We start from the raw sequence: 16,300 nt of genomic DNA on the forward strand, positions 1-16,300 counted from the left end.
TTATCACTGTTCACACAGGTAACAGCGAGGGCCGAGGTACCGCCCGCGCGAAAAAATTCCGCCACATCTCGTGGCGGTGTGGACAACGAACGGCCCCGTTCGGCACAGGGGTGGAGGCAAGAGAGGGCGACACCCGACACAGAGCGCGTACCTCAGGAGAGCCGGATCATGCGAAGGATCATGCATGTCGTTCATGCGCCCGCCGCCGGCCGGCGGCGGGAACGATCGTGGCCTGGTGGTAGTACATCCGCCATGTCCCGTCATGTCCCGCGCGCCACAGCGAACTCCGGCGCGCCCGCTCCTCGTTGATGGTGGTCTCGTAGGTGAGGTGCACCAGCCCGGGCGCCAGGACCACACCTCTGAGGTCCGAGGGTTCGTACCGGGCACCGTCCTCCGCCGCGCCGTCCATCTCCGGCAGTGCGGCAAGAATGTCCTCACGGCTCCACCGCCGTCCCGAGGCGCCGACCTCCACGAAGTCCGGGTCGAGCAACTGCCGGGCCACGTCCCGTGCGGAACGCACCGTCGGGTCCATCAGCCGTAGCTCACCGGCGACCGCTGCGCGCACATCGTCGTCCCACTGGTCCCATGCGTGCTGCTCGTTCACCTCGTCGGTCATGGAAGCATCTTCGTCCGGGTGCCCACTGCCCGGGCAACCGGATTTCGGCGGATCCCGACGGTCGGCAGGACCGCTGCTGACCTCCTGAAGCCGCTGCGGCCCACCCGGCACATGGTCCGGCCGTACGCCCCCGCCTGCGAAGGGAGAGACGCGAGGGCACACTGGTCGAGGAGGCGCGGCCACGGCCGGGGCGGCCGGAGGCCGCGTGGCTGCCGAAAGCGGTGCGAACGGCCCGTCCCCGATGCCTTCGGAGAACCATGAGCAACCCGGCCAACGATCCGTACGTACGGGTGCGTGGTGCCCGCGAGCACAATCTGCGCCGCATCGACGTGGACATCCCGCGGGACGTGCTCGCCGTCTTCACCGGAGTCTCCGGGTCGGGCAAGTCCTCCCTCGCCTTCGGCACGATCTACGCAGAGGCGCAGCGGCGCTACTTCGAGTCCGTCGCGCCCTACGCCCGCCGGCTGATCCACCAGGTGGGGGCGCCCGCGGTGGACGACATCCTCGGGCTGCCGCCCGCCGTCGCCCTCGAACAGCGGCGCGGTTCGGCCACCTCCCGCTCCTACGTGGGCACCGTGACCACCCTGTCGAACACGCTCCGGATGCTCTTCTCCCGGGCGGGGACCTATCCCCCGGGTGCCGAACCGGTGGACTCCGACGCCTTCTCCCCCAACACCGCGGCCGGCGCCTGCCCGGTCTGCCACGGCTTGGGCCGAGTGCACCGCACCACCGAGGAGCTGATGGTCCCCGACCCGTCACTGAGCATCCGCGAGGGGGCGATCGCCGCCTGGCCGGGAGCCTGGCACGGCAAGAACCTGCGGGATGTGACCGGGACCCTCGGCCACGACATCGACCGCCCGTGGCGGGAACTCCCGCAGCAGGACCGGGACTGGATCCTGTTCACCGACGAGCAGCCGGTGGTGACCGTGCACCCGGTGCGGGAGGCGGGCCGCATCCAGGCGCCCTACCAGGGCACGTTCCAGAGCGCCCGGCGGTATGTGATGCACACCTTCGCCGACTCCAAGAGCCAGGCGCTGCGTGCCCGAGCCGAACGGTTCCTGGAGAGCTCGCCCTGTCCGGCCTGCGGCGGCAGCCGGCTGCGCCCGGAGTCCCTGGCCGTCACCTTCTCAGGACGCACCATCGCGCAGCTCAACGCCATGCCGCTGACCGCACTCGCCGAGGTGCTGCGACCCGCCGCCCGGGGCGAGGTGGCGGATCTCCCCGAAGGGCCCGAACGGCAGATCGCCACGACGCTCTCCGCCGACCTGGCCGCCCGGATCGAGGTGATCACCGAACTGGGGCTGGGCTATCTGAGCCTGGACCGTACGACGCCGACGCTGTCCCCCGGCGAACTGCAACGGCTGCGCCTGGCGACCCAGTTGCGGTCCGGACTGTTCGGCGTGGTGTACGTCCTGGACGAACCGTCGGCGGGCCTGCATCCCGCGGACACCGAAGCGCTGCTGACCGTGCTGATGCGGCTGCGGGAGGCGGGGAACTCGGTCTACGTCGTCGAGCACGACATGGACGTGGTCCGCAGGGCCGACTGGATCGTCGACGTCGGGCCGCACGCCGGCGAACTCGGCGGCCGGGTCCTGCACAGCGGACCGGTGGCGGAGCTGGCGTCCGTCACCGAGTCGGTGACCCGCCGGTTCCTGTTCGACGGGGAGCCGGACACAGGGGTGGGGCGGCCCTCGCGCGAGCCGTCCGCCTGGCTGCATCTGCGCGGCATCACCCGGCACAACCTGCGCGACCTGGACGTGGACCTGCCGCTCGGGGTCTTCACCGCGGTCACCGGCGTGTCGGGGTCGGGAAAGTCGACGCTGATCGGCCAGGTGCTCGCGGGTGTCCTCACCGAGCACCTGGGCGCGGACCCGGCGGACCGGAGCGGCACGGACACCGACGAGGGCGAGGGCGACGGGGCGCTCAGCCATGACGCCCGCGCGGGAGCGGGCGTCGAGGCCAAGGGCATGGACGTCGTGGACCGCCTCGTACAGGTGGACCAGAAGCCGATCGGCCGCACCCCACGCTCCAACCTGGCGACGTACACAGGGCTGTTCGACGCCGTACGGAAGGTCTTCGCGGCCACCGACGATGCGCGGCAACGGGGCTACCGGGCCGGGCGGTTCTCGTTCAACGTCGCCGGAGGCCGGTGCGAGACCTGCCAGGGCGAGGGATTCGTGGCCGTGGAGCTGCTGTTCCTGCCCGGTACGTACACGCCCTGCCCGACCTGCCACGGCGCCCGATACAACGAGGAGACGCTGCAGGTCCGGTACCGGGGACGGAGCGTCGCCGACGTCCTCGGTATGACGGTGGACACGGCCGCGGAGTTCTTCGCGGACGTCCCCGCGGCGGCGCGGAGCCTGCGCACGCTGAAGGAAGTGGGCCTCGGCTATCTGCGGCTCGGTCAGCCCGCCACCGAACTGTCGGGCGGCGAGGCACAGCGCATCAAGCTGGCGTCGGAGCTCCAGCGCAACCGCCGTGGCCACACGGTGTATCTGCTGGACGAGCCCACGACGGGGCTGCATCCGGCCGATGTGGAGCTGTTGATGCGCCAGTTGCACGGGCTCGTGGACGCGGGCCACTCGGTGTTCGTGGTCGAGCACGAGATGGGGGTGGTCGCCGGGGCGGACTGGGTGCTGGACCTGGGACCCGGCGGCGGGGACGCGGGAGGCCGCGTCGTGGCCGCGGGCCGCCCGTCGGAGGTGGCGTCGGCGCCGGGGAGCCGGACGGCGGAGTATCTGGCACGTCGGCTCGCACGTTGAGTGCGGTGCCTGCGCGAGCCGGACGACTCGCCCGGGCAACCGGGCCCATGCGCGCGGCCGTTGACGGCATCGTCAGGAACGGGCCCATTTCCGCTCCTCGGACCGGCGTCCGATCCCCGAGAGCATGCGCCGCACACCGACCCCATGCCCTCCCGTCCCGATGACGAGCAGCCGGTAGACGCCCCCGGCGGGGCCGGGAAAGACCGCACGGCTCTCGGCACGCAACCGCGTCCTGCCGGGGGCCGCCTCGTCGAGACGGAAGATCAGGGCGTACGAGGAGAAGCGATGGCGCCCCTGGAGGGCGAGCTCCTGACCGGGGACCGCGGCGACCACCCGGAACCCCGGAAGTACCGATCCTTCGGCGAGCGGGCGCGGCCCGGACGCGGAACGGTCGTCGCAGCGGACGAGCCGGGCGTAACCGGCCGCACCCGGACGCGAGAACGACCGGTCCAGGGTTTCGAGGAGACTGCGCCAGACGTCGTCCGCCCCCGCCTCGACGACCGTCGCGTGCTCATCGAGGTACGGCAGCGACGCGATCTGCATCCAAGCCTCCGTGAGGTCCGAGCACGAACGGCCCTCCGGCGGCTACCGGAACGGCCCTGACCCAAGCGTCGCACCTCGTCCGGCGTCCCGGGCGGCCGGCCCGTGATGATCGCTCAGCGGTCCGTCAGCATGCCGGTACGGAGCTTCGTCAGCGTGCGCGTCAGCAGACGGGAGACATGCATCTGGGACACGTTCAGTTCCCGGCCGATCTCCGCCTGCGTCATCTCCTGCCCGAAGCGCATCTGCAGGATGCGCTTCTCCCGCTCGTCCAGCCGCTCCAGCAGAGGGGCGAGCGAGTGCAGGTCCTCGACCAGTTCCATGTACGGGTCGTCACCGCCGAGGATGTCCGCGTACGCACGGCCGGTCCGGGCGCCGACCGGGGCGTCGTCGCTGTCGGCGTTCGGGGTGTCGAGGGAGCCGGCGGTGTAGCCGTTGGCGGCGACCAGGCCCTCGCGCACCTCGTCCTCGGTGAGTTCGAGCAGCTCCGCGAGTTCCTTCACCGTCGGGTCGCGGTCCAGTACGGCGGCGAGTTCGTCCTTGGCCTTCGCCAGTTCGGTGCGGAGTTCCTGGAGCCGGCGGGGCACATGGACGGCCCAGCTGGTGTCGCGGAAGAACCGCTTGATCTCGCCCACGATGTACGGAATCGCGAACGAGGTGAACTCGACCTCGCGGGACAGGTCGAACCGGTCGATCGCCTTGATGAGGCCGATCGTGCCGACCTGGATGACGTCCTCCATCTCGCCGCTGCCGCGGTTGCGGAACCGGCGGGCGGCGAACTGCACGAGGGAGAGGTTCATCTCGATGAGCGTGTTGCGGGCGTACTGGTACTCGTGGGTGCCTTCCTCCAGCACCTTGAGGCGGTCGAAGAACACCTTCGACAGGCTCTTCGCGTTCTTCGGCGCGAGCTTGCCGGCGTTCTCGACCCAGGGCAGTTCCCCCACGCGCGAGGGGGACCCCGCGGAAACGTCCTCCTGCTTCGTCCCGCTCCGGGTGCTTTCGGACGACATGGTGCTGAGCATGATGTTCCCTCCCCTTCGGCGATGCTGCGTGGGTCCAGGTTCCCCGCCTCGCCGGCATCACGCATCCGATTCCTGCGGACTCTCCCCGAGGGGCGCGGCACGGGATCAGCAGGCGGTGTCCAGCCTGGCCCGCTGATCCGCCGTCAGCTCCAGGTCCACCGCGGCAAGGCTCTCGTCGAGCTGCGCCACCGACGAGGCGCCGACCAGCGGGATGACCGGTATCTCCCCGCCGATGAGCCAGGCGAGCACCACCTGGTTGACGGTGGCTCCGGCCTCCTGCGCCACCGCACGCAGAGCGGCCTTCCGCGCGGGCGTGCCCGCGTGGTCGAACTCGGGGCCGAAGGGCTTGTCGTCACGCACATAGCGGCCACCCAGCAGTGGCGAGTAGGCGACCAGTGTCAGGCCGGGGTCGTGGCGGACGTAACTGAGCAGATCCCCGCCGGCGACGCCCTGGCTGCCGTCCGCGGACATGTCCCCCGGCCGGTCGGTACGCGGCCGCAGATAGCTGTGCTGGTACTGGAGCACCTCGTAACCGGGCAGTCCGGCCGCCGCGGCGATGGTGCGGGCCCGTTCGATCTTCCACGTCCAGTGGTTGCTGACGCCGAGCAGTCCGACCGTTCCCTCGGCGACGAGCTGCGCGAACCCTTCCACGGTCTCCTCGGGGGCGACCGAGGGATCCTCGATGTGGGCGTAGAGCAGATCCAGTTTGTCCGTACCGAGACGTTCCCTGCTGCGCTCGGCGGCCTCCCGGATGACCTTGGCCGAGAGCCCTTCGGCGTTGTCGAGGTAGCCGGTCCCGGGGGCGAGGGGGCGGGCACCGAGTTTGGTGGCGACGGTGATCTCGTTCCCGATGCCCCGGCTGCGCCGCCAGCGGCCGAGGAGCTGCTCGCTCTCTCCGCCCTGCCCGCCGGTGAACCAGTACGCGTAGTTGTCGGACGTGTCGACGAACGTGCCGCCGGCCTCGACGTAGCGGTCGAGAATCGCGAACGCCGTCGGCTCGTCGGTCGCCGTCCCGAACAGCATCGCTCCCAGGCTGAGCACGCTGACCTCCCGGCGGTGGTCCGGGTTCTGGCCGATGGTGCGGTACCGCATGACAGGTCCTCCCTGTTGGGCCCCTACCGGGCGGCCGGGGCGATGTGCGGGAGTCTGGGTGTTGGAGCGCTCACGAAGTCAAGGAACCGAGTGCCGACGGTTCCGCCCAGGCTCCCCGTCCGCCTGCCGGCCGGACGTGCCGCGTCCCCCGACCGACTGCCGGCCGAACCCGCCAGCGTCCGGCGCCCGGCGGCCCCACGCCCGTAGGTGCCGGAAATCCACGTGCGCCGACCGCGCAGCCCTGGCACGCTGCGCCGGTGAACCGTGAACTGATCTCCCGAATCGCCCATGCGGGCCACCCCGTCGCCGCGCCGCTGGACGACGACGCTGTACGCGGCCTGCTCGACCACTCCCTCCCGCGGGGCGACGAACGCGTCCTGGATCTCGGCTGCGGAGGCGGTGAGTGGGTGCTGCGCGCCCTGGCCGGCCGTCCGCAGGTGCGTGCTGAGGGTGTCGACCTCGCCGAGAGCGCTCTGCTCCACGCCCGCGAGGCCGCACAGGAACGGGGAGTCGGGGACCGTCTGAATCTGCACCGGCAGGACGCTGCCGACTTCACAGCGCCGCACGCCTTCGACCTCGTGATCAGTGTCGGTGCGACCCACGCCTTCGGCGGCCTGCTCCCCACCCTCGCGGCCGCTCGCAAGCACCTGGCGCCCGACGGGCGCGTGTTGGTCGGCGACGGGATATGGGAGCGCGAGCCCTCGGCGGAAGCCGTCGGGATGCTCGGCGACTTCGCCGATCTGGCGACCACGATGGACCGGGTGACCGCCGAGGGATGGACCCCTGTCCACGGCCATGTCAGCACGCGCCGGGAGCTGGACGACTACGAATGGTCGTGGACGGGTTCGCTGGCGTCGTGGGCGCTTGACCGGCCCGCGGACCCCGACAGCGCCGAGGCCCTGCGTGCGGCCACGATCCACCGGGAGGAGTGGCTGCGGGTCTACCGCGACACCATGGGCTTCGTCTCGCTGGTGCTGCGCCCGACGTCCGGCTGACACGGGCACCGGGTCAGTCCACCCGGGCGGTCACCGACTTCTCGATGTGGGCGAGTTCGGCGGCAAGGACCCTCAGCCAGTGCTCCAGGTCCATCAGCAGCGGGAGCGGCCGGCCGTGGCGGGGTCCGAGGGAGAGACCGGTGGGCGGGCCCTCGGAAGGCGGCGGCCCTTCACCGGCGCAGAGCGCGGCGATCCGGTCGGTGGCGAGCTCCAGCCGGTCGGCGCCCGCACGCGCCCACGCCACGTCGTCCGGCCGGCCCGCGGCCGGAGGCGGGTCGAAGCGGGGCAGCAGCTGGACGCCGAGGAGGATGTCGTTCGCGGTGATGAGGACGGCGTGCCAGTCCGTTGCATCGGCCGGCCGCTGCCCGGGCTCGCTCTCGAACTGGAGGTAGGCCGCCTCCGCGAGGCGCAGCCGGTGCAGCGCGGGGAGCGTCGTGGGCTGCGGCTCCGGGCCCGCCGGCAGCAGGACGCGCACGGTCGCTGGGATCAGCGGACCCGAGGCGCGCAGCAGCGCGGCCATGTTCCTGTGCACCTCGCGCCGGGCGCCCGCGGGCCAGGCGAGGAGCCCGCACAGCAGCCCGATGACGCTGCCGGTGACCACGTCGATGAGCCGGACCTCGGCCAACTGCCAGGAGACGTGGGCGATCTGGGCGAAGGCCGCCGACACCACCAGGGTGAACAGTGCCTGGGCCCAGGCGACTCCCAGCATCGGCCCGAGGGCGAAGGCGGCGAGCATGGCCGGTGCGAGGACCACGGCGTACGCATCGGTGTGGTGTCCGACCGCGAGGAGCAGCGCCCCCGCCGCCGTGGCGCCGACGAGGGTGCCGATGAGGGCCGAGCGCACCGCCGACCATGTCTCCGTCGCCGTCGTGCGGCCCAGGGTGAGCACCGCGAGCAGCACCCAGAAGCCGTGGGTGAGGTCGAGGGAGCCGGCCACCAGGCGGGCTGCTCCCAGACCGAGGGCGATCCGCACGGCGTTCTGGAACTGGACCGAGCGCAGGGTGGTGTTGCCGGCGACGCGCCGCCACCAGAGGCGGGCGGACGTGAGACCGGCGTACCAGAACAGTTCCTGCGGCTGGACGCCCGGAGTACGCCTGCCGTCGAGACCGATACGGACCGACGTCTCGAGGATCCGGGCGGACTCGGCGATCGCGAGAACCGCGGCCTGTCGGCGCAGTACCTGAAGAGGCGGCGCGGCCTCGGACGGATTCGTCGTCTGCGCCGTCCGTACCGCCTGGAATTCGTCGATCGCGGCGCCGAGCCCCATCATCCCGTACGCAGGCATCGGCTGTCCGCCGCGCAGCGCGGTCGCGGCGGTGGCACAGAGGGCCGCGACGCGGTCGAGCATCGCGGCCGAGGCAGCGTCCACCGAGGCGGGGGCGTCCCGCAACCGTGCCAGCTGTACGAGGAGCCTGCGCGCGGCACCGCTGGCCTGTGCGAGGGCGCGGTCCCTGCGGCCTGCGCCGGCCGGCCGCTCGGCGGTCGGCAGCCGGGACAGCCGCAGCCGCCCGCCGAATTCCCGCAGCCGCTCGGCCGACGTGTCGTCCGCGACGGGCGGCTGCGCGACCGGTCTGTCGTCCGCGACCGGCGGCTGCACGGCAGGTGTCTCGTCGGCAGCCTGCTGTCGCTCGGACGGTGAGTCGGCGGTGGCCGCGGCTCGGCCCGCCAGTGCCACGGCATCGGCGAGGAGCTCCCGGTAGGAGACGGTGGCCGGCGCGGGCAGCAGCAGGACCTCGCAGGCCGCGAGCAGGAGTACGCCGAGGGTCAGGCCCGCCAGCCGCTGACCCAGGGCCCCCGGCGCGTACGGCGGGAAGCAGGCGAGGATGTAGAAGAGCTGGAGTCCGGGCGCCGCTCCCGCCGGGAGTGGTCCTCCGACGGCTGCGAAGGCCAGGAGGAAGCCGACGACCAGCATGCCGGCGACGGCCGCCCAGGTCTCCACGGCGAGGACGGTGCCCAGAGCGACGAGCACCAGGCCGACGGGCAGTGCCCGCAGGATCACACCGGCCCGGACGCGTCCGGACCCGGGGATCGGCGAGAGCATGCCGAGCGCCACGGGGGCGAACAGGGCGTACAGCGCGACCGCGGGCCGGTCCACCGCGTAGACGAACGGGTAGAACCCGGCGCAGGACGCCACACTCACCCGGACGGCGCGGTGCACGATCGTCGTACGGTCCGCCTTCGGCACGCGCATGGGCACGTTCCTCTCAGCCGCGGCACCGCCGGTGGGAGCCACGCGCGGTCCGGCGGGCTCCCCGGTCCCATTGTCGGCTCGTGATCAACGGTCCGCAGCCCGGGCGCGTCCCGATCGCGCGGAGGGCCGCGGCGAGGTGACCATGGCAGGAGACCACCGGCGGGGCGCGCCTCGCCTGTCCTCTGGAGGCCGCCACGCTGCACACCCTGCTCCCGGTCGTCTTCGCGCTCTGCGCGGCGTTCAGCAACGCCGTCGCCACCGTCCTTCAGCGCAAGGCGGCCCTCACGGTGCCGCGGTCCGAGGGGCTCCGCGCCGGGCTGATGCTGGATCTCCTGCGGCGTCCCGTGTGGCTGGCCGGGATCCTCGCGGTGATCGCCGCAGGTGTCTGCCAGGCGCTGGCGCTGGCGACCGGGCCGCTCACGATCGTGCAGCCGCTGTTCGTCCTCGAACTGCCGCTCACCCTCGTCGTCGCCTCCCTGCTGATGCACCGGCATCTGCCGCGCACGGGCTGGCTGGCCGTGGCGGTCGTCGTGGGCGGTCTGGTGGTCGCGCTGGCCTCCGCGGCCCCGACCGGCAACCGCACCCATGTGGCACTGGACCGCTGGATTCCCGCGCTGGCCGTCTGCGTGGGGGCGGTCGTCGTCCTCGCCCTTGCGGGGCTCAAGCGTCCCGAGGGCCGCGCGCGTGCGGCCTGTCTGGGAGGGGCGACAGCGATCAGCTACGCCCTGACGGCGGCGCTGATGAAGGCGTCGATGCACATTCTCGACGACCAGGGCATCGCTGCGTTCTTCAGTGCCTGGCAGACCTACGGCTTCGCCGCGGCCGGCGTCTGCGCGCTCTTCCTGCTGGAGAACGCGATGCAGGCAGGCCCTCTGGTGGCGTCCCAGCCCGCGCTCACACTCGGCGACGCGGCGGTCAGCCTGGCGCTCGGCATCACCCTGTACGAGGAGGAGGTCCGTTCCGGCTGGTGGCTGCTGCCCCAGCTCTGCGGTGTCGCCCTGATCGCCGCGGGTGTTCTCGCACTGTCCCGGATTCCGCTCACCCGCTCCGTCGTGGCCCCGGACGACTCGGAGTCGGAGAAGGCCACGGAGGCCCCTTGAGTCACGCCGCCCCTCACAGGATTCCGCGCGCCGGAAGGGGTGTCCGTATCTGTGGGTTGTCCGGCCTCACAGCCATGGCGGCGCCGGCAGCGGCGGTCGAAGCTGGAGTGGTCGGACCGACCGGCACCCCGATGACGAAAGGTCTGTGACAGCGATGACGACCACCTCTCCCGCGCCCGCCGGAGTGCGCGTTCCGGACACCCGGCTCGCCCGCGAGGCGACCGAGCTGGTGCGCGACACGACCGACGAGCTGATCTACGGCCACTCCCGCCGTGTGTACTTCTTCGCCGCCCTCCAGGGCCGTCACCGTGATCTGTCGTTCGATCCCGAGCTGCTGTACGTCGGAGCGATGTTCCACGACCTGGGCCTCGGCGAGCGGTTCAGGACCAGCGGGCGGCGTTTCGAGGTGGACAGCGCGGACGAGGCACGGCGTTTCCTGGCGGCCCGGCAGGTGCCGGAGGACAGCGTCCGGCGGGTGTGGACGGCGATCGCCCTGCACACCACCCCGGGGATTCCCGAGTTCATGGAGCCCGAGGTGGCGCTGGTGACGGCGGGCGTCGAGTACGACGTCCTGGGCATCGGCTACGGGGACCTCTCGGACGCGGAGCGCGCGGCCGTCGTCGCGCTTCATCCGCGCCCCGACTTCAAGCAGCGCATCCTGGCGGCGTTCACGGACGGGATCCGGCCGAAGCCGGAGACGACGTTCGGCAACGTCAAGGCCGATGTGCTCGAACACTTTGTGCCGGGCTTCCAGCGGGGTGACTTCGTCCGTACGATCGTCGACTCCCCGTGGCCCGAGTGACCGGCGGCCCGGCGCGCCATGTGGTGGCCGTGGTGGCGTTCGACGAGGTGCAGCTGCTCGATGTGACCGGCCCGGCCGAGGTGTTCACGACGGCCAACGGCTACGGCGCGCGCTACGACGTCCGGATCGTCTCCCTCACCGGGGCCGATGTCCGGACGTCGTCCGGGGTGCGTGTGGGGGTGGACGGCGGGCCGGAGAGCCTGCCGCGACGCGTCGGCACGGTGGTGGTGCCCGGCCGGAAGGACTGGCGCGGGGCGGTCGCGGACCGCGATCTCGTCGCGTTCGCGGGCGGGCTCGCGGACCGCTCGAAGCGGGTCGCGTCCGTGTGTGCGGGCGCGTTCGTCCTGGCGGAGAGCGGCGTGCTCGACGGGCGGCGTACGGCGACCCACTGGCAGCTCGCCGGGGAGCTGGCGGCCGCCTACCCCGAGGTGCGGGTGGAGGCCGATCCCGTGTTCGTCCGGGACGGCCACGTGGTCACCTCCGCGGGCGTCACCGCGGGCATCGACCTCGCGCTGGCGCTGGTCGAGGAGGACCACGGACCGGACATGGCCCGGAACGTGGCCCGCGAGCTCGTGGTGTTCATGGCCCGGCCGGGCGGGCAGTCCCAGTTCAGCGCGCGCCTGACGCCCCGGGAGTCCGGGCACCCCGTGGTGCGCCGGGTGATGGACGCCGTCGGGGCCGACCCCGGCGCACCGTACGGTCTCGACGCACTGGCCCGCGATGCGGGCGTCAGCGCACGGCACCTCACCAGACTCTTCCGCAGCGAGATCGGGATGACACCGGGTCAGTATCTGGAGTCGGTGCGGCTGGAGGCCGCCCAGGCACTGCTGGAGGCGGGCAGCGATCCGGTCGAGGAGGTCGCCGGCCGCTCGGGATTCGGGTCGGCGGAGACCATGCGGCGCACGTTCCGGAACACGCTCGGTGTCTCGCCGACGGTCTACCGCGCCCGATTCCGTACGACGGCTGTCGCGGAACCCCTCGGCTAGGGCTTGTTGTTCGGATCTTGCGGGGATCGCGTGCCCTGGCACGCGATCCCGCGTAGCCCTTGGGGCGTGGGGGGGGGACCCACTCACTGACCCAGCCTGATCCGAACGACAGACCCCAGAGGCGGTCGGGGCGCGGGTCAGAGGGCTGCGGTGCCGATCAACGCGTTGCGGGACACCAGGGCCGCCAGCTCCTCTTCGGAGAGCCCTTCGGTGTTCTGCGGTCGTCGCGGCAGGACCATGTACCGCGTCTCGGACGTCGAGTCCCACACCGTGATCCGGGTCTCCGGCGGCAGGTGAAGGCCGAACTCCGCCAGTACGGACCGGGGTTCACGGACCACCCTGGACCGGTAGGCCTCGCTCTTGTACCAGCTCGGGGACGGCCCGAGCAGCCGGATCGGGTAGCAGGAGCAGAGTGTGCAGACGATGACGTTGTGCGTGTCGGCGGTGTTCTCGACGACGCGCAGGCGCTGCGGTTGCACTCCCCCGGCCGCGAATCCCAGCTCGGCGACGGCCGCGGTGCCGTCGTCGAGCAGTCGTGCGCGGAAGGCCGGGTCCGTCCAGGCGCGGGCCGTCACCCGGGCCCCGTTGGCCGGTGACGCCTCGTTCATGAAGGCGTCGATGACCTCGTCCACGGCGGCGCCCGTGATCACGCCGCGCTCTTCGAGAAGGGTTTCCAGGCGGCGTACGCGACGGGAGACGGCCGCGTCGGCGTGGGTTCCGGTCACGGGCGGTCGTCCTCCAGATAGCTCTCGGACAGATCGAGCACGACGTGGTGGTCGCCTGCGCCCCACAGTTCGCGGGCAGCGAAGCGTACGGCGTAGACCTGCTCGACCGGGGCGTCGTCGCGGCCCTGGGATCGGATGTCGGCGAGCGGGGACCGGCCCTCGGGCTCGACCACGGTGCCCAGCTTGCCGCGGGCGTAGCGCGGGAGCCGCGTGTGGTGCGGCGGGTCGTGGTGGATCGTCCGCACGCGCGCGCCGGGCGTGAAGCGGTCGGCGGTGTCAGTCATCGAGCTCACCGGCCTCGATGACACCCTTCGCCTCCAGGAGGGCGACGATGGCGTGGAGCCAGCGCTCGTAGTACGAGGCGGCCAAGTAGTCGGACGGCGGCATGGATTCGACGGCGTCGCGGAACTCGTCGAGGTTGAAGACGTTGCCCGCGACCAGGGCACGGTTCAGCGCGAAGACCCTGGCTTCCCAGTCCGCGTGGAAGGGCTCGGTGTCGTCGGTGGTGTCGATGGGGCCGAAGCCCTCCATGCCGCCGACGTCGTTGATCCTGGCCATGGCACCAGCCTAGATCGTGGCCGGAGGTCTCGTCCGCTTCGCGGGCATGACCCAGGCCTTCTGGTGGCGCGGGACACGACCGGCCACCCGAGTGCGGGGCCGAGCGCGGACCGCGACGGGCCCGCGCCGCGTCAGGTCGACGCCGTCCGGCACGGGCCGCGGGGTCAGTCGTTCGGCGGAGTGGAGCTGATGTCGCCGAGTGCCGATGTGGGGTCGCGCTCGATGGCCAGGTCCCCCAGGGCGATGATGCCCACGGGCTTCCCGCCGTCGAGCACGGGCAGCCGGCGCAGCGAGTGCTTGCGCATCAGCTGCACGGCCCGCAGCACGTCGTCGTCGGCGGCGACCGTGACGGGTTCGTCGCTGCAGGCTTCCTGCGCTGTCGTGTCGTCGGGGTTCCGTCCCTCGGCCATCACCCTGACCACCAGGTCCCGGTCGGTGACCAGACCGCGCAGCCGATCCCCGTCGGTGACGAGGACGGCGCCGATGTCCGCGTCCCGCATCCGGTGCGCGACCTCGCTGACGGCGGTGAGCGCGCCGACGGTGACCGGTGGGCCGGTCATGATCTCGCGAACCTTCTGAGTCATCGCACTGTCCTCCTCCGACCTCCGACGGACGACCGCGTGCCCGCGGCCGCCGGTTCCGCCGCTCGGGTACCCGCCAGGACGGACACCACGCTCGCGGTGCACGAAGAGACCAATCGGTGGAAAGTGGGTGTGTTCCCGGCCGAGATCCGGGTACCGACGGCCTATACCGGAGCGTGGCCTTCGGCCGCGCGGACCGGCGCACCACGGGAATCGGACGCACAAGGAGTACGAGGAGACGGCCATGCCGCGAGGTTCCAGCCCCAAGCGCGAGCGTCAGTACGAACACATCAAGGAGAGTGCCGAGGAACGCGGCGCCTCCACCGGCCGTGCCAAGGAGATCGCCTCGCGCACCGTGAACAAGGAGCGCGCGCGTTCCGGCGAGGCGAAGACGGCGAGCAGGACGTCCACCCAGGACCCGAAGTCCGCCTCTCAGCGTGGCGGCGAGCGTTCGCACAGCGGTGCGCAGGGGCCGACGAAGGACCAGCTGTACGCCGAGGCGAAGAAGAAGGGCGTCGAGGGACGGTCCTCGATGACGAAGGCCCAGCTGGCCAGGGCCGTCGGCCGCTGAGTCCGCGGGCCGTGACGCGCGGCCCCGACTCGGCACGCTTCCCATGAGCGGCCTCCTCGACGCGCTTCCCGCCGCGCAGCGGCGCCTGCTGAGCGCCGCCCCCTCCGGGGACGACCTCGCGACGCACCCGATGCTGGCGGTGCTCAGCGACCGCCGCGTCTTCGACGACACCTGGGTCTTCGAGCGCAAACTCGACGGCATCCGGGCGCTGACCGTCCGCGCCCCCGAGGGGACGCGGCTGCTGTCGCGCACGGGCCGCGCCATGAACAACAGCTATCCCGAGCTGGTGGAGGCGCTGGCGGCGCAGTCGTGCGAGGACTTCACGGTGGACGGCGAGATCGTGGCGTACTCCCACGGCCGCACCGACTTCAGCCGGCTCCAGCAGCGCATGCAGTTGACCGACCCGCGGAAGGCGCGCGCGAGCGGGGTCGCGGTGACGTACTACCTCTTCGATCTGCTCACGCTCGACGGGAAGGATCTCCGGCGTCTGCCGCTGCGGACACGCAAGTCACTGCTGCGGCGCGCGCTGGACTTCGCTCCTCCCGTGCGCTTCACACCGCACCGCAATCAGGGCGGGCAGCGCGAGCTGGACGAGGCGTGCGCCCGGGGCTGGGAAGGCCTCATCGCCAAGCGGGCCGAGGGGTCCTACCTGCCCCGGCGTTCACCCGACTGGCTGAAGCTCAAGTGCGCCCGGGCGCAGGAGTTCGTCATCGGCGGATTCACCGAACCGGCGGGCAGCCGGGTCGGCTTCGGCGCACTGCTGATCGGCTACTACGCGGATGGGGAACTGAGGTACGCGGGAAAGGTGGGCACCGGCTACGACCAGGCCGCACTCCGCCGGCTGCGCGGAGCGCTGGACGGCCTGGGGCAGCGGCAGTCCCCCTTCGCCGGAGTGGTCCGCGAGCGAGGCGTGCACTGGGTGGAGCCTCGGCTCGTCGCACAGGTCGGGTTCACGGAGTGGACGCGTGACGGCATGCTGCGCCACCCCCGGTTCCTCGGGCTGCGCGACGACAAGGAACCGGCCGACGTGGTCAGGGAGGAACCGGCGGCGGGCTGACCCGCCCGGCACACCCCGCACGGGAAAGCCCGCACGGGAAAGCCCCCACAGGAAAGGCGGCTCACCATGGCCGGGAAGGACGACCTGTCGGAGTACCGCAGGAAGCGGGACTTCGACAAGACGCGAGAGCCGCAGGGCGGTGCCCCGGCGTCCGGATCGGCCCCCCGGTTCGTCGTCCAGTTGCACGACGCCCGCAGCGTCCATTTCGACTTCCGGCTGGAGGTCGACGGCGTCCTGAAGTCCTGGGCGATCCCCAAGGGGCCCTCGCACGATCCGCACGACAAGCGCCTCGCGATGCCGACCGAGGACCATCCGCTGGACTACCGGGACTTCGAGGGCATCATCCCCGAGGGGCAGTACGGCGGCGGCACGGTGATCATCTGGGACGAGGGCACCTACCGGCCGAAGGGCAGCCCCGAGGAGTTCGAGAAGGCCCTGGAGAAGGGCCATGCCTCGTTCTGGCTCGACGGCCGCAAGCTGCACGGCGGTTACGCGCTCACGCGGTTCCGCGGCGGAGACGGCGACGACGACCGTGAGGCATGGATGCTGGTGAAGCGGAACGACACCCATGCCTCCGACCAGGACGCACCCGACCCCAAACGGGCCCGCTCCGCCCGCAGCGGCCGCACGCTCGGGCAGATCGCGGCCGACCCGGACGCCGACCGGTGGGAGAGCAACCGGTCCTGACGACCGGCGGACGGT

General features: G+C 71.9%; 17 protein-coding genes. 8 read left to right on the forward strand and 9 right to left on the reverse strand.

The genetic code is table 11. From position 1 onward, the window contains the following. Positions 1 to 178 precede the first annotated feature (178 nt). Complete coding sequence (locus RPQ07_RS03645) at positions 179 to 616, reverse strand: DUF4440 domain-containing protein (RefSeq protein WP_313942533.1); 438 nt, start codon at positions 614 to 616, stop codon at positions 179 to 181. A 257-nt stretch (positions 617 to 873) separates the two neighbouring features. Between RPQ07_RS03645 and uvrA the strand changes: the two genes are divergently transcribed. Beyond that, positions 874 to 3,378 carry an excinuclease ABC subunit UvrA gene (uvrA, locus tag RPQ07_RS03650; protein ID WP_313942534.1) on the forward strand — a complete coding sequence of 835 codons (2,505 nt, stop codon included), beginning with the start codon at positions 874 to 876 and terminating at the stop codon, positions 3,376 to 3,378. Between the two features lie 72 nt (positions 3,379 to 3,450). On the opposite strand, the gene RPQ07_RS03655 is transcribed toward uvrA, so the two are convergent. From RPQ07_RS03655 to RPQ07_RS03665, 3 genes are all read right to left on the reverse strand, one after another. Then, the gene (locus RPQ07_RS03655) at positions 3,451 to 3,921 is read right to left on the reverse strand and encodes a hypothetical protein (protein WP_313942535.1); all 471 of its coding nucleotides are present in this window, start codon (positions 3,919 to 3,921) and stop codon (positions 3,451 to 3,453) included. 113 nt (positions 3,922 to 4,034) lie between these two features. Beyond that, on the reverse strand, positions 4,035 to 4,928 hold the full coding sequence (locus tag RPQ07_RS03660) for a SigB/SigF/SigG family RNA polymerase sigma factor (protein ID WP_313942536.1): 894 nt from the start codon (positions 4,926 to 4,928) through the stop codon (positions 4,035 to 4,037). A gap of 117 nt (positions 4,929 to 5,045) precedes the next feature. Then, the gene (locus tag RPQ07_RS03665; RefSeq protein WP_313942537.1) at positions 5,046 to 6,032 is read right to left on the reverse strand and encodes an aldo/keto reductase; all 987 of its coding nucleotides are present in this window, start codon (positions 6,030 to 6,032) and stop codon (positions 5,046 to 5,048) included. A 257-nt stretch (positions 6,033 to 6,289) separates the two neighbouring features. On the opposite strand from RPQ07_RS03665, the gene RPQ07_RS03670 reads away from it, so the two are divergent. Then, positions 6,290 to 7,027 carry an SAM-dependent methyltransferase gene (locus RPQ07_RS03670; protein ID WP_313942538.1) on the forward strand — a complete coding sequence of 246 codons (738 nt, stop codon included), beginning with the start codon at positions 6,290 to 6,292 and terminating at the stop codon, positions 7,025 to 7,027. A 13-nt stretch (positions 7,028 to 7,040) separates the two neighbouring features. Here the strand turns inward: RPQ07_RS03670 and RPQ07_RS03675 are convergent, their stop codons facing one another. After that, the gene (locus RPQ07_RS03675; protein ID WP_313942539.1) at positions 7,041 to 9,218 is read right to left on the reverse strand and encodes an FUSC family protein; all 2,178 of its coding nucleotides are present in this window, start codon (positions 9,216 to 9,218) and stop codon (positions 7,041 to 7,043) included. Positions 9,219 to 9,415: 197 nt separating this feature from the next. On the opposite strand from RPQ07_RS03675, the gene RPQ07_RS03680 reads away from it, so the two are divergent. The 3 genes from RPQ07_RS03680 to RPQ07_RS03690 all read left to right on the forward strand — a co-directional run bounded on the left by RPQ07_RS03680 (position 9,416) and on the right by RPQ07_RS03690 (position 12,106). Continuing rightward, the gene (locus RPQ07_RS03680; protein ID WP_313948771.1) at positions 9,416 to 10,318 is read left to right on the forward strand and encodes a DMT family transporter; all 903 of its coding nucleotides are present in this window, start codon (positions 9,416 to 9,418) and stop codon (positions 10,316 to 10,318) included. Positions 10,319 to 10,472: 154 nt separating this feature from the next. After that, positions 10,473 to 11,120 (forward strand): HD domain-containing protein, encoded by a 648-nt coding sequence (locus RPQ07_RS03685; protein WP_313942540.1) that lies wholly within the window; start codon positions 10,473 to 10,475, stop codon positions 11,118 to 11,120. Then, positions 11,108 to 12,106: a GlxA family transcriptional regulator gene (locus RPQ07_RS03690; RefSeq protein WP_313942541.1), complete on the forward strand. Its 999-nt coding sequence runs from the start codon at positions 11,108 to 11,110 to the stop codon at positions 12,104 to 12,106. Before RPQ07_RS03685 ends, RPQ07_RS03690 begins: the two co-directional genes overlap by 13 nt. A gap of 137 nt (positions 12,107 to 12,243) precedes the next feature. On the opposite strand, the gene nthA is transcribed toward RPQ07_RS03690, so the two are convergent. From nthA to RPQ07_RS03705, 4 genes are all read right to left on the reverse strand, one after another. Further along, positions 12,244 to 12,831: a nitrile hydratase subunit alpha gene (nthA, locus tag RPQ07_RS03695; protein WP_313942542.1), complete on the reverse strand. Its 588-nt coding sequence runs from the start codon at positions 12,829 to 12,831 to the stop codon at positions 12,244 to 12,246. Continuing rightward, on the reverse strand, positions 12,828 to 13,115 hold the full coding sequence (locus RPQ07_RS37765) for an SH3-like domain-containing protein (protein ID WP_413777698.1): 288 nt from the start codon (positions 13,113 to 13,115) through the stop codon (positions 12,828 to 12,830). Before RPQ07_RS37765 ends, nthA begins: the two co-directional genes overlap by 4 nt. After that, positions 13,108 to 13,389: a hypothetical protein gene (locus tag RPQ07_RS37770; RefSeq protein ID WP_327677567.1), complete on the reverse strand. Its 282-nt coding sequence runs from the start codon at positions 13,387 to 13,389 to the stop codon at positions 13,108 to 13,110. Before RPQ07_RS37770 ends, RPQ07_RS37765 begins: the two co-directional genes overlap by 8 nt. Before the next feature lie 164 nt (positions 13,390 to 13,553). Further along, complete coding sequence (locus RPQ07_RS03705) at positions 13,554 to 13,973, reverse strand: CBS domain-containing protein (RefSeq protein WP_313942543.1); 420 nt, start codon at positions 13,971 to 13,973, stop codon at positions 13,554 to 13,556. 241 nt (positions 13,974 to 14,214) lie between these two features. On the opposite strand from RPQ07_RS03705, the gene RPQ07_RS03710 reads away from it, so the two are divergent. From RPQ07_RS03710 to RPQ07_RS03720, 3 genes are all read left to right on the forward strand, one after another. Beyond that, on the forward strand, positions 14,215 to 14,541 hold the full coding sequence (locus RPQ07_RS03710) for a plasmid stabilization protein (protein ID WP_313942544.1): 327 nt from the start codon (positions 14,215 to 14,217) through the stop codon (positions 14,539 to 14,541). A gap of 43 nt (positions 14,542 to 14,584) precedes the next feature. Further along, positions 14,585 to 15,598: a non-homologous end-joining DNA ligase gene (ligD, locus tag RPQ07_RS03715; RefSeq protein WP_313942545.1), complete on the forward strand. Its 1,014-nt coding sequence runs from the start codon at positions 14,585 to 14,587 to the stop codon at positions 15,596 to 15,598. Positions 15,599 to 15,664: 66 nt separating this feature from the next. Next, a complete protein-coding gene (locus tag RPQ07_RS03720; RefSeq protein ID WP_313942546.1) occupies positions 15,665 to 16,285 on the forward strand; it encodes a DNA polymerase ligase N-terminal domain-containing protein in 621 nt (206 codons plus the stop codon). The last annotated feature ends 15 nt before the right edge of the window (positions 16,286 to 16,300 follow it).

Origin of the sequence: Streptomyces sp. AM8-1-1, assembly GCF_032229325.1 — a bacterium.
Taxonomy (GTDB): Bacteria; Actinomycetota; Actinomycetes; order Streptomycetales; family Streptomycetaceae; genus Streptomyces; species Streptomyces achmelvichensis.

Bases quoted from the DNA above. Each gene is read 5' to 3' on its own strand.
- RPQ07_RS03710 (WP_313942544.1), top strand. From the start codon at position 14,215: ATGCCGCGAGGTTCCAGCCCCAAGCGCGAGCGTCAGTACGAACACATC.
- RPQ07_RS03705 (WP_313942543.1), bottom strand. From the start codon at position 13,973: ATGACTCAGAAGGTTCGCGAGATCATGACCGGCCCACCGGTCACCGTC.
- ligD (WP_313942545.1), top strand. From the start codon at position 14,585: ATGAGCGGCCTCCTCGACGCGCTTCCCGCCGCGCAGCGGCGCCTGCTG.
- RPQ07_RS37765 (WP_413777698.1), bottom strand. From the start codon at position 13,115: ATGACTGACACCGCCGACCGCTTCACGCCCGGCGCGCGCGTGCGGACG.
- RPQ07_RS03660 (WP_313942536.1), bottom strand. From the start codon at position 4,928: ATGTCGTCCGAAAGCACCCGGAGCGGGACGAAGCAGGAGGACGTTTCC.
- RPQ07_RS03645 (WP_313942533.1), bottom strand. From the start codon at position 616: ATGACCGACGAGGTGAACGAGCAGCACGCATGGGACCAGTGGGACGAC.
- uvrA (WP_313942534.1), top strand. From the start codon at position 874: ATGAGCAACCCGGCCAACGATCCGTACGTACGGGTGCGTGGTGCCCGC.
- RPQ07_RS37770 (WP_327677567.1), bottom strand. From the start codon at position 13,389: ATGGCCAGGATCAACGACGTCGGCGGCATGGAGGGCTTCGGCCCCATC.
- RPQ07_RS03685 (WP_313942540.1), top strand. From the start codon at position 10,473: ATGACGACCACCTCTCCCGCGCCCGCCGGAGTGCGCGTTCCGGACACC.
- RPQ07_RS03655 (WP_313942535.1), bottom strand. From the start codon at position 3,921: ATGCAGATCGCGTCGCTGCCGTACCTCGATGAGCACGCGACGGTCGTC.
- RPQ07_RS03665 (WP_313942537.1), bottom strand. From the start codon at position 6,032: ATGCGGTACCGCACCATCGGCCAGAACCCGGACCACCGCCGGGAGGTC.
- RPQ07_RS03675 (WP_313942539.1), bottom strand. From the start codon at position 9,218: ATGCGCGTGCCGAAGGCGGACCGTACGACGATCGTGCACCGCGCCGTC.
- RPQ07_RS03720 (WP_313942546.1), top strand. From the start codon at position 15,665: ATGGCCGGGAAGGACGACCTGTCGGAGTACCGCAGGAAGCGGGACTTC.